General features: G+C 67.0%; 14 protein-coding genes. 5 read left to right on the forward strand and 9 right to left on the reverse strand.

From position 1 onward, the window contains the following. The first annotated feature begins 52 nt into the window (after nt 1-52). A complete protein-coding gene (locus ACW17U_RS02480; RefSeq protein ID WP_492054715.1) occupies nt 53-961 on the forward strand; it encodes a LysR family transcriptional regulator in 909 nt (302 codons plus the stop codon). On the opposite strand, the gene ACW17U_RS02485 is transcribed toward ACW17U_RS02480, so the two are convergent. From ACW17U_RS02485 to ACW17U_RS02495, 3 genes are all read right to left on the reverse strand, one after another. Then, entirely contained in the window at nt 930-1,322 is a 393-nt protein-coding gene (locus ACW17U_RS02485) for a hypothetical protein (RefSeq protein ID WP_492054716.1), read from the reverse strand. The two genes, ACW17U_RS02480 and ACW17U_RS02485, sit on opposite strands and share 32 nt — an antisense overlap. 139 nt (nt 1,323-1,461) lie before the next feature. Further along, complete coding sequence (locus ACW17U_RS02490; protein ID WP_492054717.1) at nt 1,462-2,175, reverse strand: 2OG-Fe dioxygenase family protein; 714 nt, start codon at nt 2,173-2,175, stop codon at nt 1,462-1,464. Next, nucleotides 2,172-2,561 (reverse strand): group III truncated hemoglobin, encoded by a 390-nt coding sequence (locus tag ACW17U_RS02495; RefSeq protein ID WP_492054718.1) that lies wholly within the window; start codon nt 2,559-2,561, stop codon nt 2,172-2,174. Before ACW17U_RS02495 ends, ACW17U_RS02490 begins: the two co-directional genes overlap by 4 nt. Nucleotides 2,562-2,666: 105 nt before the next feature. Here ACW17U_RS02495 and ACW17U_RS02500 point away from each other — a divergent pair, with 105 nt between their 5' ends. Then, entirely contained in the window at nt 2,667-3,773 is a 1,107-nt protein-coding gene (locus tag ACW17U_RS02500) for an acyltransferase family protein (protein WP_492054719.1), read from the forward strand. On the opposite strand, the gene ACW17U_RS02505 is transcribed toward ACW17U_RS02500, so the two are convergent. Further along, on the reverse strand, nt 3,730-4,440 hold the full coding sequence (locus ACW17U_RS02505; RefSeq protein ID WP_492054720.1) for an HAD family hydrolase: 711 nt from the start codon (nt 4,438-4,440) through the stop codon (nt 3,730-3,732). The genes ACW17U_RS02500 and ACW17U_RS02505 overlap by 44 nt on opposite strands. Nucleotides 4,441-4,577: 137 nt before the next feature. Between ACW17U_RS02505 and ACW17U_RS02510 the strand changes: the two genes are divergently transcribed. After that, nucleotides 4,578-5,741 carry an alpha-hydroxy-acid oxidizing protein gene (locus ACW17U_RS02510; protein WP_492054721.1) on the forward strand — a complete coding sequence of 388 codons (1,164 nt, stop codon included), beginning with the start codon at nt 4,578-4,580 and terminating at the stop codon, nt 5,739-5,741. Between the two features lie 3 nt (nt 5,742-5,744). On the opposite strand, the gene ACW17U_RS02515 is transcribed toward ACW17U_RS02510, so the two are convergent. Both ACW17U_RS02515 and ACW17U_RS02520 read right to left on the reverse strand, forming a co-directional pair. Further along, complete coding sequence (locus ACW17U_RS02515) at nt 5,745-5,888, reverse strand: hypothetical protein (RefSeq protein ID WP_166504256.1); 144 nt, start codon at nt 5,886-5,888, stop codon at nt 5,745-5,747. 113 nt (nt 5,889-6,001) lie between these two features. Then, nucleotides 6,002-6,286, reverse strand: coding sequence for a DUF1272 domain-containing protein (locus ACW17U_RS02520; protein ID WP_492054722.1), 285 nt, complete (start codon nt 6,284-6,286; stop codon nt 6,002-6,004). 257 nt (nt 6,287-6,543) lie between these two features. On the opposite strand from ACW17U_RS02520, the gene carA reads away from it, so the two are divergent. Together carA and ACW17U_RS02530 are read left to right on the forward strand one after the other, a co-directional pair. Next, a complete protein-coding gene (carA, locus tag ACW17U_RS02525; RefSeq protein WP_492054723.1) occupies nt 6,544-7,728 on the forward strand; it encodes a glutamine-hydrolyzing carbamoyl-phosphate synthase small subunit in 1,185 nt (394 codons plus the stop codon). Between the two features lie 148 nt (nt 7,729-7,876). Further along, complete coding sequence (locus ACW17U_RS02530; protein WP_492054724.1) at nt 7,877-8,290, forward strand: globin family protein; 414 nt, start codon at nt 7,877-7,879, stop codon at nt 8,288-8,290. A 106-nt stretch (nt 8,291-8,396) separates the two neighbouring features. On the opposite strand, the gene ACW17U_RS02535 is transcribed toward ACW17U_RS02530, so the two are convergent. The 3 genes from ACW17U_RS02535 to putA form a co-directional block, all read right to left on the reverse strand. Then, nucleotides 8,397-10,019: a carboxylesterase/lipase family protein gene (locus tag ACW17U_RS02535; protein ID WP_492054725.1), complete on the reverse strand. Its 1,623-nt coding sequence runs from the start codon at nt 10,017-10,019 to the stop codon at nt 8,397-8,399. Nucleotides 10,020-10,091: 72 nt separating this feature from the next. Continuing rightward, nucleotides 10,092-11,477 (reverse strand): glycoside hydrolase 5 family protein, encoded by a 1,386-nt coding sequence (locus tag ACW17U_RS02540; RefSeq protein WP_492054726.1) that lies wholly within the window; start codon nt 11,475-11,477, stop codon nt 10,092-10,094. A gap of 92 nt (nt 11,478-11,569) precedes the next feature. Next, nucleotides 11,570-14,659 (reverse strand): bifunctional proline dehydrogenase/L-glutamate gamma-semialdehyde dehydrogenase PutA, encoded by a 3,090-nt coding sequence (gene putA, locus ACW17U_RS02545; protein WP_492054727.1) that lies wholly within the window; start codon nt 14,657-14,659, stop codon nt 11,570-11,572. Nucleotides 14,660-14,661: the final 2 nt, after the last annotated feature.

The following is a 14,661-nucleotide window of genomic DNA, read 5'->3' on the forward strand; positions in this document are numbered from 1 at the left end:
AAGTTTTTGCATGGGTATTGCGGTTATCGATGGAGTTGCTATGCGTTTTTGCATGGATTGGCGGGCTGTAAAATTCGACTGGAACCGGGCGCGGGCCTTTCTGATCACCGCCGAGGAAGGCTCGCTGTCCGCGGCGGCCCGGGCCCTGGGCATGGCCCAGCCGACCCTGGGGCGACAGGTTGAGGCCCTGCAGGAAGAACTCGGCGTCGTCCTGTTCGAGCGGGTCGGGCGCGGCCTGACCCTGACGCCGAGCGGCCTGGAACTGCTGGATCATGTCCGGGCCATGGGCGAGGCGGCCGGCCGGGTGTCGCTGACGGCGGCGGGGCAGTCGCAGTCCGTGCAGGGCAAGGTCGTGCTGGCGGCCAGCGAGATCCATGCAGCCTTCATCCTGCCGGGCTTTCTAGCCAAACTCCGGCAGAGCCATCCAGGGATCGAGGTCGAGATCGTCGTTTCCAGCCGGGCCAGCGACCTGCGGCGGCGCGAAGCCGACATCGCCATCCGCAATTTCCGCCCCGTCGAGCCAGACCTGGTGGCCACCAAGATCCGCGACGTACCGGCCCGTCTCTACGCCACCCCGGCCTATCTCGAACGCCTGGGCTCGCCACGTCTGCCCTATGACCTGCGCAACGCCGACTTCATCAGCATCGACGGCTCGGGAATGTTCCTGAAGGGGCTGGTCGCGATGGGCCTGCCCCTGACCGAGCGCAACTTCCCTGTCCTGACCGAGAGCTATCTGGTCATGTGGGAACTGGTGAAACAGGGCGTGGGCATCGGCATCCTCGATGGATCCATCGGCGACGCCGAGCCCAGGGTGGTCCGGGCCCTGCCGGACCTGGAACCTCTGATGTTTCCCATCTGGCTGGTGGCGCACCGCGAGCTCAATACGAGCCGCCGGTTCCGGATCGTTTTCGACCTGCTGGCTGCAGAACTCAGGGCGCGCGGGGGACCGGACGCGGGCTGAGCGCGAGCCGTAAGGACAGGCCGAACTGGACGGTCAGGATCGGCAGCCACAGCATCCGCTCGGCCGCTGAGGGGGTGACGATATGGACGGCGATCCCCAGCGCCATGTAGGCGCAGACCGGCCAGATGAGCCATCGGGGACCCCATTGGGGCCGCAGGCCGCTGGCCCCGAGCGCGATGCGGGTCATGGCCAGGAGCAGGATAATCGAGACGACGGGGATCAAGCGGATCTTCGGCGGCAGAGCGCCCGACCACTGGCCACCAAGCGTCAGGTGGCCCCAGGGGGCACCCAGGATGAGCGCGATCTGGAACAGGATCACAAGGGCCATAATGGCGGCGAAGGCCAGTCCGGTGGTCTTCATGTCGGCGAACTCGCTTTGCAACCCTGTTGAATGATCACAGACGTGGAGTGGAGACCTTGCCTTGCCGGTTCAGAGCACTTTTCTGATCCGATAGCCACCTTGAGCCTCTCGTGCTGGGAACCCTTGACGGGTCCGGAGGCTAGATCTCCTGCCGGAACGTCACCACCAGAACGTCGCGCAGGGCGGGGCGTGCCGGGTCTTCGGGGCGGATCGGGGTCACGCCGTGCAGCACCCGCAAATCGTCCAGCAGCACCATGTCGGCCGGGGCGGTCAGGGTGAAGCTGCCCAGGGACTTGCCGCCGGGGGCGTAGATGTCGGTGACGCCGCTCAGCACATTGATCCGGTCGACCAGCATGACGATCACCCAGTCCACCCCGTCGCGATGCGCGCCCTCGGGCGTGGGCTGGCCCAGTTCGCCGGCGCGGGCCTCGATGCGAAACTGGTGCAGTTCCACATGCCAGGCGGCCGGCGGCTGCGGCGTGATCGGATGAAAGATGGCCAGGCCCTGTTCGATGACAGCGCGGGTGACCGGATGCTCGGCGATGGCGTCGGTCACTGGCTCGAACCAGCGCTGTACCCCGCCGTTCAGGGCATTGTAGTCGCGGCTCTGATAGTGCGGCTGGTGCGGCTTGCGCCGAACGCCTTCAGGGGTTGCGGCGAAGGCGGCAAACCGGCGCTTCCGGTAACGGCCGCCATCGGCCATGAAGCCGTCCAGACCCAGATCGTTCCAGCTGTCGGCGAATCCGGCCCAATCGGCCAGGGCGGCCGGTCCCAAGAGGTCGCGGGACTCGTCGGCCGGGACGCGCGCAAAACCCCGATCCGTCAGGGCCTCGCGAAGGGCATCGGCGCTCACGCCGCCGCTCCCGGCCGGAACGACAGGCCGCGCTTGAGGGTCTGGGCGATGCGTTCGGCCTTGGCACCGACGAGGGCCGCGCGCGGGGCGTCGAACAGCTCGGCGCAGGTCAGGTGGAACAGGCCCAGCCACGGGGTGAAGAGGCCTTCGGTGAGACCCTCGACCCGCTGATGCACGGCCATGGGCGAACCCTTGTAGCCGCCCGTACCCTGCAGCACCCCGGCCCAGAACCGCTTCAGGGTCGCCAGATGCTCGGGCCAGCCGTCGTCGCCCACGGCCTTCTGAAAGACCGGCCCCAGGCGGTGGTGCTGCTGGACCTTGGCGTAAAAGGTCTCAACCAGGGCGTCGATCTCGGCGTCGGTGAAGGGCGCGGGTTGCAGGGTCATGAGCGTTAGATGGTGCGGCCCGGCTGCAAGCCAAACCATGCGATGAATCAAATTGGGTATGCTCGCCAACTTGACCGTTTCGACGCTCCGGCGCACCTCTCGCCCATGATCAAGCTGCCGCCCCTGAAGCCCGATTCCGACCAGATGCTGCATCTGGATGCCCTGCGTATTGTCGGGGCCCTGATGATCGTGGTCTTCCACTTCAACCGCTTCATCAATCTGGACGGCCGCTGGCAGCTGGCCGATGACACGATCAAGACCTTCAGTCTGATCGTCGACCTGTTCTTCGTGATCAGCGGCTATGTGATGGCGGCGATCTATACCGGCCGTCTGACCACGCTCGCGAAATATGGCGACTTCCTCAAGAAGCGGGTGGCGCGTCTGGGGCCGCTGCACTGGGCGACCATGCTGGTCTTCATCGCCGTGGCCGCCGCCGGGGCGGCCGGCTGGATCCAGGACAGGGATGCCAAGCGCTATGACGTCGCCTGCATCGTCCCCAACATCCTGTTCATCCATGCCTGGGGCGTGTGCAAGTCCCAGACCTGGAACTTCGTCAGCTGGGCGATCAGTGCCGAGATGGGGGTCTATATCGCCCTGCCGCTGCTGTTCTGGATCACCGCTAGGGGGCGCTGGGTCACCGGTGGACTGGCGATCCTGAGCCTGGTGATCCTGCTACAGACCCCGCATGGCGACCGGCCGTTCCACCAGTGGACCTGGGATTACGGCGTGCTGCGGGCCGTGCCGGGCTTCCTGATCGGCATGCTCGGCTTCCAGATCCGGCCGCTGCTGGCCAAACTGCCCTTTCCGAACCTGGTGATGTGGGGCCTGCTGGCCGCCTTCCTGATCGCCTCGCCGCTAAAAGTTCCGCGCGATGTGCTGCTGCTGGTGATCTATGCCGTCGGCCTGGCGGGCATCGCCGCTGACGCCGCCGGACCGGTCGGACCCGTAACCCGACGCCTGGCCCCCTGGGCCCAGCTCAGCTTTACCCTCTACATGCTGCACCCCATCGCCCTGAAGATGGGCCTGGCGTGGGTGGGGCTGGGGATGTGGAACCTGAACGGCGACCTGATGCGGCTGTGGGTGCTGTTCTGGGTCGTGGCCCTCGTGCCGCTGGCCTATCTGTCGCTGATCCTGTTCGAGCGCCCGGCGCGCGACTGGATCACGCGGCTCAGCTGGCGGAAATCTGATCGATCCAGTCCGGAAGCGCACTGATCGCGTCCAGCTCGACATAGCGCGGGTGATCGGCCGGTGCCTGGGCGGCCTCATGGGCCCAGACCAGGGGATAGGGGATCAGCGCGCCCCAGGACCCGGCCTCCAGGGCCGGCAGGATGTCTGACCGCATCGAATTGCCGGCCATCACTGCCTGGTCGGCACCTGTGCCATGGCGCTCAAACACCCGGCGATAGGTACCGGCATCCTTCTCCGAGACGATCTCGACCGCGGCGAACAGGTCACCCAGCCCTGACGAGGCTAGCTTCTGCTCCTGGTGCAGCAGGTCGCCCTTGGTGATCAGGATCAGGCGATAGCGCTCCGACAGCCGGGCCAGGGCGTGTTCCACGCCGGGCAGGGGCTCGACCGGCTCGGTCAGCATCTCGCGGCCGGCGGCCAGGATCTCGCGGATCACCCGGGTCGAGACCTCGCCATGGGTCAGCTCCATGGCCGTCTCGATCATCGACAGGGTGAAGCCCTTGGCCCCATAGCCATAGAGCCGCAGGTTGCGCTTCTCGGTGGCCGCCAGCTGGGACTCGATGTGGGCGGCGTCGCCATGCTCGGCGAGCAGGTCGACGAACCTCTGGTGGGTCAGGCGAAACAGGCTCTCGCAGTGCCACAGGGTGTCATCAGCATCGACGCCGACGGTCGTAACGGTATGGGCGGGCACTTGCATGTCCTTCCCGTCGCCGCATCGCCGGCGGGCGTCAAGACGCCTTGCGTGGCGACCCAACCCTTCACCGCCCTTGCAAGCCGTCTGATCACTGTTCAGGTTGGTCGCAAAGATCATAAGCCGGGGAGGCGACCATGGCGTTCGGCGACTATCAGAACGAGATCTATTTCGGCGGGCTGATGCGCGGCGTGAAGCCGACCCTGCCGGTCGACTTCAAGACCCTGGAAGCGCGCGCCCAGGCCGCCCTGCCGCCGGCAACCCTGTCCTATGTGCAGGGCGGGTGCGGCGATGAGTTTACCCAGGACTACAATGCCGAGGCCTTCAAGTCGTGGGGTCTGATCCCGCGGATGATGGTCGACTGCACCACCCGCGATCTGTCCATCGACCTGTTCGGGATCAAGCTGCCCAGCCCGGTCTTCATGGCCCCCATCGGGGTGATCGGCCTCTGCGCCCAGGACGGTCATGGCGATATCGCCACCGCCAGGGCCGCCGCCGCCACCGGTGTGCCGATGGTGGCCTCGACCCTGATGAATGATCCGATGGAGCAGGTCGCCGCCGCGATGGGCGACACTCCCGGCTTCTTCCAGCTCTACACGCCCAAGAACAAGGACGTCGCCGAAAGCCTGGTGGCCCGGGCCGAGGCCTCGGGCTTCAAGGCCATTGTCGTGACCCTCGATACCTGGGTGACCGGCTGGCGACCGCGCGACCTGAATGAGGCCAATTTCCCGCAGCTGCGCGGCCACGCCCTCGCCAACTACATGTCCGACCCCGCCTTCCGCGCCCTGTTGGCCAAGCCGCCGGAGGAAGACCCGCAGGCGGCCGTTGCCCAGTGGGGGGCGACCTTCGGCAAGACCCTGACCTGGGCCGATCTGCCCTGGCTGCGGTCGATGACCAAGTTGCCGCTGATCCTCAAGGGCATCTGCCATCCCGACGACGCCCGCCGGGCCATCGATGGCGGGGTGGACGGGATCTACTGCTCCAACCATGGCGGCCGGCAGGCCAATGGCGGGGTAGCGGCCATAGACATGCTCCCAGGCGTGGTCGAGGCCTCGGGCAAGACACCGGTGATGTTCGATTCCGGGGTGCGGTCAGGCACTGACGTGGTCAAGGCCCTGGCCCTCGGCGCAGCCGCCGTGGGCATTGGTCGACCCTATGCCTATGGTCTGGCACTGGGGGGCGTGGCCGGGGTCATACACGTGCTGCGCAGTATCCTGGCAGAGGCCGATCTGCTGATGGCCGTCGACGGCTATCCCACCCTGACCGACCTGCGGGCGGCGGGGCTGGTCAGGCGTCCCTGAGGCCTAAAAGGTCTGGACGAAAAAGATCGTCGCGCTGATCGGCAGGGCCGCCACAAGCATCAGACGCAGCGCCGTTTCACCGAGACCGACAAGGCTGGTCGTCGAGCCTTCGGTGGTGATGAGACGGGTCACGCTGAGGGTGGTCATCGGTCTGCTCCTTCGAGGCTCTCAGCATGAGCTCTAAGGTGTTAACGCGGCATAATTTTGAAGGTCCGCGCCCCGCGACAAGTTGTCCTCGGAAAGGGGCGAGCGACCCTGGATCAGGGTGTCGCCCAGCCCGATCCCGGTTCGGGCGGGCGCAGGCTCGCACAGGCCGAGTGAGCCTTGACCACCCGGCGCAGGGAGGCCGGGAAACGGTGCAGCTTGTCCTCCGGACGGATGGGGCGAGCGACCAGATCGCCGCCGCAATTAGGGCAGGTTCCGGAGAATCGCGTGTCACCGCAGTCGGCGCAGAAGGTGCATTCGAAGGTGCAGATCCGGGCCTGGTCGCTGGCCGGCGGCAGATCGCAGTCGCAGCACTCGCAATTGGGGCGCAGTTCGAGCACAGTCGCTCTCCGAGATTTTGATGTGCCAAGCCTTGCACCATAAGGGCTTGGGCGCGGCGCGGGCGAGGAGGCTTGTTCGCATATCACAGGAATGTGGCGGTCTCGCCAGACACCCGTGATTGAAGGGGTTGACCCCCCCTCCCACACCCCCTAGACACGCCGCCGTTTGCGCGGCGGGTAGGGGTTAACCCCGGCCCGCCTTTTTGCGACAATGAGAGCCCTTTCGGGGCACGCGTTTTTAGGAGGCGCTTTACGAGATGTCCAAAGACCTTCTCCCCCCTCCTGTCCTGCTTAAGGGCGTCACTGGTATTCTGGCCCTGGCCGACGGCACGATCCTGCAGGGCGTGGGCTGTGGCGCGGTCGGCGATGCGGTCGGCGAGGTGTGCTTCAACACCGCCATGACCGGCTATCAGGAGATCCTGACCGACCCGTCCTACATGGCCCAGATCGTGGCCTTCACCTTTCCCCATGTCGGCAATGTCGGCACCAATATCGACGACCTCGAACAGATGTCCGGGGCCTCGGAAACCGCTGCCCGGGGCGCAATCTTCCGTGAAGTGCCGACCGATTCTGCCAACTGGCGCGCCGACAGCGATTTCGACGGCTGGATGAAGCGTCGCGGCATGGTCGGACTGGCCGGGGTCGATACCCGCGCCCTGACCCGCAAGATCCGCGAGACCGGCATGCCGCACGGCGTCATCGCCCACTCGCCCGACGGCGTGTTCGACCTTGAGGGCCTGGTCGCCAAGGCCCGGGCCTGGTCGGGTCTGGAAGGCCTGGACCTGGCCAAGGACGCCTCGACCACCCAGACCTTCACCTGGGACGAGGGCCTGTGGTCCTGGCCGGAAGGCTACGCCAAGCTCGACAAGCCCCGGTACGAAGTCGTGGTCCTCGACTACGGCGTCAAGCGCAACATCCTGCGGTCGCTCGCCCATGTCGGGGCCCGCGCCACGGTGGTGCCGGCCAATACCTCGGCCGAGGACATCCTGGCCCGCAATCCCGATGGCGTGCTGCTGTCGAACGGGCCGGGCGACCCGGCTGCGACCGGCCAATATGCGGTGCCGGAGATCCAGAAACTGGTGGCCAGCGGCAAGCCGGTGTTCGGCATCTGCCTGGGTCACCAGATGCTGGCCCTGGCCCTGGGTGCCAGGACGGTGAAGATGGAGCAGGGCCATCACGGGGCCAACCACCCGGTCAAGGACCTGACCACCAACAAGGTCGAGATCGTCTCGATGAACCACGGCTTCACAGTCGACAGCGACAGCCTGCCGGCCGGTGTGGCCGAAACCCACGTGTCACTGTTCGACGGCACCAATGCCGGCATCGCCCTGGAGGGCAAGCCGGTGTTCTCGGTGCAGCATCACCCGGAAGCCTCGCCGGGCCCGACCGACAGCCTCTATCTGTTTGAGCGCTTTGCCGGCCTGATGGACGCCGCGAAATAGTCCCGATGCACCCCCGCCCGATGCGGCGGGGGTAGCGTCACAAAACCAGTTTCACACTGTCATGGCTCCATCACGCTCCCCGCCGGGGTGCGTGTTAGCGTCCTCGAATTCCGTTCCGAGTTCACTCAAAGCTTCGGCGAGGATTCCCATGACCTTCCCCCTGCCTCCCTATGAGCGCATCGGCGGCGAGACCGTCGCCCGGACGGCGCTCGACGACTTTTTCCAGCGGGCCCAGGCCGATGATCGCCTGGCCGACGTTTTTGGGCCGGTGATCACGGCGGGCGGCCGCGCCTTTCTGGCGGTGTCGATGGATGCCGGTCGGGCTGACGGCCATGATGAGGTCGGTGCCGCCCTGGCCTGGCTGACGGAAATCGGCCTGGGTGACGATGAGCTCGATCTGATCATTGGCCATCTGGCTGCCGCCCTCGAACTTGTCGGGGTCAGCGACGAGATCATCGCCGAGATCGCCGACCAGGCCGAGTCCCTGCGCGATGCGGCCCTGGCGATCGATCCTGACGAGGATTTTGACGACGAGGACGAAGACGAGGACGTCGCCGCCTAAGCCTCGAGGGGCTTGAGTATGGGCGACTGAACCTTCCGAATGTGGCTCAGGATCAAAAGCCGGGGTCTGTCAGAATTCGAGGTTAGTCCTTAATTTCAGTCAGACCCTAGGTGCCGAACTGGGTGAACGGGACCTTGTTGAACAGCTCCCGTTCCGCGCCGCGCGGGTCGTCGGCCAGGGCCGAGGGCGTGTTGAACACCATCGTCTGGCGGCGGGGCAGGGTGTAGGGCTCCCAGGTCGGGACTGTCGGTCCGTTAGGATTGCCTGTGCGCGCGAAGGCGATGAAGGCATCGCTCATCTGGTTGGACATGGCGACGGACTCCGGACTGGCGTCCGCCAGAGAGCCTTTCGCCGTCAGGGTCCCAAACACCAGGGCGATGTCGATGGTGTGGGGCGCGCCCCAGACCCCGCCGTCGCGCGGCGAGCGCCAGTCCACCTGATAGACATAGGCCGGGGCCCCGGCCCGGGCGCGTTCCTCGGCCTGGATAATGGCGGCCTTCCAGGAGCGGCCGGCGGTCGAGGCGGCGAAATAGACGTCTGAGGGTGAATAGTGCGGATAGAGCCTGCGATAGGCCGCCACCACGGTGGCCGGATCGATGTCGATCCGGGCATTGAACTGGCCGGGCAGGCGGCTGATCACCTCGTCCCAGGTCAGGTCCAGCATCTTGCGGTCAAAGCCGACGAAGCCGCGGGTTTCGTCATGGGTGTTGCCGCACATCATCGGCACGTTGAGGCTTTGCGGCGCAGCGTCAGGGAAGAACGGGTGACGGCTCAGGGACCGCTCGTCCAGCACCGGGCCCATATAGACCCCGCCTGATCCGGCGACGGGATCGATAGCCTTCAGCCCGGCCAGAAAGGCTTCAGCGGGCAGGGCGCGCAGGGCTGCCAGGTCCTTGATCCCCAGCTTGTCGAGGAAGGCCTGGGCCCGGTGGGTGGCATTGAACGGCCCGGCGGCGGTCACCTGCTGGCCGCTCATGGTGGCGGCGCGATGGAACAGGCCGCCGGCGGCAGGCATGGCCATCAGGGTGGCGATCTTGGCCCCGCCTCCGGACTGGCCAAACAGCATGACCCGGCTCGGATCGCCGCCGAAGGCCGCGATATTGTCACGCACCCACTGCAGGGCCAGGACGAGGTCCAGCTGACCCACATTGCCGCTGTCGGCGACGCCGGGATCGTCGAACAGACGCGCCAGATAGAGATAGCCGAAGGCATTCAGGCGGTGGTTGACGGTGACCACCACCACGTCGCCACGCCTGGCCAGGGCGCTGCCGTCATAGAGCGGGCTGCCGCCGGAGCCGGTATTGTAGGCCCCGCCGTGGATATAGACCATGACGGGTCGCTGGCCGCCATCGGCCAGGCCGTGCTTCCGGTCTGCGGTTGCCGGCGTCCAGACATTGAGAAACAGGCAGTCTTCCGACAGCGTCTCACCGTCTTCGCCACGGCCGGACTGGGGGCTCGCCGCGCCATAGGCCAGGGCCTCCTGCACGTCCGTCCAGGGTTGCGGCTTGACCGGCGGCATGAACCGTCGCGCCCCGCCGGTGTCTGCGCCATAGCGCAGGCCCTTGAAGACGTGAACGCCGTCAGCCCGCGCGCCGCGTACCCGGCCGTTGGTGGTCGTCACCACGGGTGAGCGCTGAGCGCCTGCGGCCAGGCCCGCGCCGGGCGTCAGGGCCAGCGCGCCGCCCGCGAGCAGCAGGCCACGACGGTCAAGACGGGTTTGGCGGTCCATGGTCCCCTCCGGCGCTTCTGGCTACGCCTGATCCAAGGGGTAGCACGGGCCATGACACCGGTGGACAGTAAATCAGCCGCGCTCACCCTGGTAGAACGGTGTCGGCAGGTGCGCGGGCGGCGGACCCGCTCTGGCGGGCGACAGGGCGTTCACAGCCTCGGCATGCCGGCGGATCACCGCCAGGGTCGAGACATCGGCGTCAAACACCCCGTACAGGCCCTGCTCTTCCTGCGGCGGATCGCCCACGAAACTCTTGTCGCCGTGCTTGAACCAGGCATCGGCCTGCTGGGCGCGACCTTCACCGTTCCAGGCCCAGAAGTTGGTCCCGCAGACCGGCCCGCCGGCCTTCATGTCGGCCAGGGCCAAATCATAGATCGTTGTATAGAAGCGGTCCTTATACCTGGCCGGCGCGTCGGGCGCGAAGGCCCGCTGGTCGCGGATCAGACCGAACTCCTCGATGACCAGGGGCTTGTTGAGTGACCGCGCCAGGGCGATGTGGCGCTTTACATAGTCGCGACAACGAGCCTCGCCCGCCTCATAGGTGGCAGGCTGGTTCTTCGGATCGATCCAGCCCCAGTTGTTGGGCCAGATATGCAGGGTCACATAGTCGATCTCGGCCGGCTTGTGGGCTTCGACCACACAGGATTCACGCTCCAGGCAGCCCATGCTCCCCTCGCTGCCGGTCGAGACCAGATGGTGCGGATCCAGACCCTTGATGAAGGCGGCCGTCTCGCGAATCCAGCAGTAGTAGATCGGCAGATTGGCGACCCCGAAGCCTTCGCTGCCGCCGGGGCGCGGCTCGTTGGCCAGTTGCCAGGCCATGATTGTCGGATCGTTGCGATAGGGCTGGCCGGTGACACTGTTGACCCGTCCAACCAGGCTCTTCACGAAGTGGCGGAACAGGGCATTGGCCTGGGTGTCGCCATAGAAGCGGGCCGCGTAGTCGGCATATTCGGGCCAGGGATGGGCCGGATCACCTTGCTGGAACCAGGTGCCGTTCTCGGTCCATCTCAGATAGGCCGGCATGCCCCCCGACCAGTCCCAGAAATTGTTCAGATAGATCACGGCCTTCATGTCGCGCAGGGCCATTTCGGCCAGCAGGAAATCCAGCCCCTTCAGCAGGTTGGCGTCATAGTCTTCGCCAGGGCCGCGGAAGGTCGGGTCAAGGGCCACCTTGGCCGGCGAGCGTTCGCCCGAACCCAGCACCCGCAGATTGGTCACGCCGAGGGCCTTGAGCTTGTCGAGCTCGCGCCGCAGCCGCGCGCGATCGCCATAGGCGGCCGGCGCACCCAGCCAGGCACCGTACCAGAGATTGCCGCCCACGAAGCGATAGGGTTGGCCGTCGAGGGTCAGGCGGCCGTCGGTGACGGCGACGAAGCCGTTCGGCTTGGCGGTTGCCGCGCCCAAGGCCGGGGCAACCGCAAGCGCGGTCAGCAAGGTCCGGCGGGAAAGGGTCATGGCAAGTCCTCCGTCACACGCTGTCCAGCGCGCCGGAGGACCATGCCGTGTCTTAACGACGCGAACAACCGTCCGGGGACGGGCCGGCGCGCCTAAAGGTTCAGCAGCGCCGGGTCGCCGCCCTGGGCTGTGATGTTGATGCTGACCGCCCGCTCGACTGCGAAGCGCAGCAGGGCGTGGGGTCCGCCGGCCTTGGGACCGGTGCCCGACAGGCCTTCGCCGCCGAACGGCTGGACCCCGACCACTGCGCCGGTCATCGAGCGGTTCACATAGGTGTTGCCGGCCGGGACGAGGCGCTGGACATCCGCCGCGAAGCTCTCGATCCGCGAATGGATGCCCAGGGTCAGGCCGTAGCGACGGGCCGCCAGGGCACCGGCCACCTGTTCCAGGTCTTCTGGTGCGTAGCGCACGACGTGCAGGACCGGGCCGAACACTTCGCGCTCGAGGAAGTCGGCGGCTGGGATCTCGGCCATGACCGGCGCGAAGAAGGTGCCGGACGCCGGAGCGTTCAGGGCGTGCAGGACCTTGGCCTCCCGCTTCAGGCGCACCAGGTGCTTGTCGAGCGCGTCCCTGGCCTCGGCATCGATGACCGGACCCACATCGGTGGTCGCCAGGGCGGGATCGCCCAGAGTCAGGGCGTCCATGGCCCCCTTGAGGCCGTCGATGATGTGGTCGGCAGTGTCGTGCGGCAGGAACAGCAGACGCAGGGCCGAGCAGCGCTGGCCGGCGCTGCCGAAGGCCGAGACGATGACGTCGTCGATGACCTGTTCGCGCTGGGCGGTGGTGTCGACGAACATGCCGTTGAGGCCGCCGGTCTCGGCGATGAACGGTACCATCGGGCCCTGGCGCTGGGCGAGGGTCTGGTTGATCCGCCAGGCGGTGTCGGTGCCGCCGGTGAAGGCCACGCCGTCCAGTTCGTCATGGGCGGTCAGCACCGCGCCGACGGTTTCGCCGCGACCGGGCAACAGGGCCAGAAGGCGCGGGTCGAGGCCCGCAGCGTGATAGAGTTTCACCGCTTCCATGGCGATCAGCGGGGTCTGCTCGGCAGGCTTGGCCAGCACGGCATTGCCCGCGGCCAGGGCAGCCGCGATCTGACCGGTGAAGATGGCCAGGGGGAAGTTCCAGGGGCTGATACAGACAAAGACGCCACGGCCGGCCAGGCGCAGGACGTTGGTCTCGCCCACCGGGCCCTTCAGGACCTCGCCGTCGCCGAACTGATCCTCGGCCAGCACCGCATAGTAGCGGCAGAAGTCCACGGCCTCGCGGACCTCGGCAATGCCGTCACTCAGGGTCTTGCCGGCTTCGCGCGACAGGATGGCGATCAGGGGGTCGATATTGGCTTCCAGGGCGTCGGCCATGGCCCGCAGCACCTTGGCACGAGCGGCCCCGCCCGCCTTGTCCCAGGCCGGTTGCGCGGCGCGGGCCAGCTTGAAGGCCTGGTCGATCTGGGGAATCTGGGCTTCCGAGACCACGCCGACGACACGACCGGCGTCCGAGGGGCTGATCACGGGCTGCGGTGCTGCGCCGGCCGACATCTTGCCGCCGACCAGAGGGCCGGCCGAGAGCGGCGCGGCGTCCAGGGTCGTCACTGCGGCGCTCAGGCGCTCGCGCTCGGCCAGGACGGACAGGTCGATCCCGGCGGAGTTCTGACGGCGGTCGCCATAGACCTTGGGCGGGGTCGGAATCTTGGCGTGGCGGTCGGGATGGGCCTCAACGGCGTCGATCGGGTCGACCACGACCTTTTCGACCGGAACCCGCTCGTCGAGCAGGGCATGCACGAAGCTGGTATTGGCCCCGTTCTCCAGCAAGCGGCGGACCAGATAGGGCAAGAGGTCTTCGTGACCGCCCACCGGGGCATAGGCCCGCAGGGTGATGCCGTCATAGAGGTCATCGGCGGCCTTGTAGAGCGCCTCGCCCATGCCATGCAGGCGCTGATGCTCGATCTTGACGCCGGCGGTCTTGGCCATGCGCACCACGGCCGCCAGGGTATGGGCGTTATGGGTTGCGAACTGGGCATAGAGGTGCGGCGCGGCGGCGATCAGGGCCTTGGCGCAGACCAGATAGGACAGGTCGGTTGCCGGCTTGGTCGAATAGACCGGATAGTCTGGGCGGCCAGCGACCTGGGCGCGCTTGATCTCGCTGTCCCAGTAGGCACCCTTCACGAGGCGGACCATCAGGCGGCGGCCGGTGTCCTGCGAGAGGGCCGACAGACGGGCGATCACCTCGGGGCACCGCTTCTGATAGGCCTGAACGGCGAGGCCCAGACCGGTCCATGGGCCCAGGTCCGGCTCGCGGCACAGGCGGTCCAGGAGCTTCAGCGACAGGGCCAGCCTGTCGGCTTCTTCGGCGTCGATGGTGAAGTTGATGTTGTAGCGGGCGGCGATCAGGGCCAGGCGCAGAACGCGCGGATAGAGCTCGTCCCAGACCCGGGCTTCCTGCGTGGCCTCATAGCGCGGGCAGAGCGCCGACAGCTTGACCGACACGCCGTGACCGGCCTCGGGACCGGCATTGTTGGACAGCCTGCCGACCGTCTCGATGGCGTCGGCATAGGACTGCTCATAGCGGGCGGCGTCGGCGGCGGTGCGGGCACCTTCGCCCAGCATGTCGAAGCTGCAGATGTCGCCATCGCCGGCGGCGCGCTTGATGGCCGCCTCGATGGTGCGTCCGAGCACGAACTGCTCGCCCATGATGCGGATGGCCTGGCCGACGGCGGCACGGATGACGGGCTCGCCCAGGCGGCCGGCGATCTTCTTGATGAAACCGGGCAGGTCCTTCTGGGCCTGGTCGTCGGGCTCGACGATCTTGCCGGTCAGCATCAGGCCCCAGGTCGAGGCATTGACGAACAGGCTGTCGCTGCCACCGAGATGCGAGGCCCAGTCGGCCGAGCCGATCTTTTCAGCGATCAGCTTGTCGCGGGTATCGTCGTCAGGCGTGCGCAGCAGGGCTTCGGCCAGACACATCAGGGCCAGGCCTTCGCGGGTGCCGAGGCTGAACTCCTGCAGGAAGCTTTCGACCACACCCTGCTTGCGAACGCTGCGGCGCGCGCCCCTGACCAGAGCCTCGGCCTCGGCCCGGACGACGGCGCGATCCTCGCTGGTCATTGGCGCGGCGGCCAGAAGATCGCTGATCACGGCGGCTTCGTCGCGGTACTTGCCGTTGTCGAGGCTGTCCCAGTCGGTCATGC

Source organism: Caulobacter sp. AVps16 (assembly GCF_058681455.1).

What these genes read in the sequence shown, in the direction of transcription:
- ACW17U_RS02515 (WP_166504256.1), bottom strand. Translation starts at nt 5,888, where the DNA reads ATGACCACCCTCAGCGTGACCCGTCTCATCACCACCGAAGGCTCGACG.
- ACW17U_RS02500 (WP_492054719.1), top strand. Translation starts at nt 2,667, where the DNA reads ATGATCAAGCTGCCGCCCCTGAAGCCCGATTCCGACCAGATGCTGCAT.
- ACW17U_RS02530 (WP_492054724.1), top strand. Translation starts at nt 7,877, where the DNA reads ATGACCTTCCCCCTGCCTCCCTATGAGCGCATCGGCGGCGAGACCGTC.
- ACW17U_RS02485 (WP_492054716.1), bottom strand. Translation starts at nt 1,322, where the DNA reads ATGAAGACCACCGGACTGGCCTTCGCCGCCATTATGGCCCTTGTGATC.
- ACW17U_RS02495 (WP_492054718.1), bottom strand. Translation starts at nt 2,561, where the DNA reads ATGACCCTGCAACCCGCGCCCTTCACCGACGCCGAGATCGACGCCCTG.
- ACW17U_RS02540 (WP_492054726.1), bottom strand. Translation starts at nt 11,477, where the DNA reads ATGACCCTTTCCCGCCGGACCTTGCTGACCGCGCTTGCGGTTGCCCCG.
- ACW17U_RS02510 (WP_492054721.1), top strand. Translation starts at nt 4,578, where the DNA reads ATGGCGTTCGGCGACTATCAGAACGAGATCTATTTCGGCGGGCTGATG.
- ACW17U_RS02535 (WP_492054725.1), bottom strand. Translation starts at nt 10,019, where the DNA reads ATGGACCGCCAAACCCGTCTTGACCGTCGTGGCCTGCTGCTCGCGGGC.
- putA (WP_492054727.1), bottom strand. Translation starts at nt 14,659, where the DNA reads ATGACCGACTGGGACAGCCTCGACAACGGCAAGTACCGCGACGAAGCC.
- carA (WP_492054723.1), top strand. Translation starts at nt 6,544, where the DNA reads ATGTCCAAAGACCTTCTCCCCCCTCCTGTCCTGCTTAAGGGCGTCACT.
- ACW17U_RS02480 (WP_492054715.1), top strand. Translation starts at nt 53, where the DNA reads ATGGATTGGCGGGCTGTAAAATTCGACTGGAACCGGGCGCGGGCCTTT.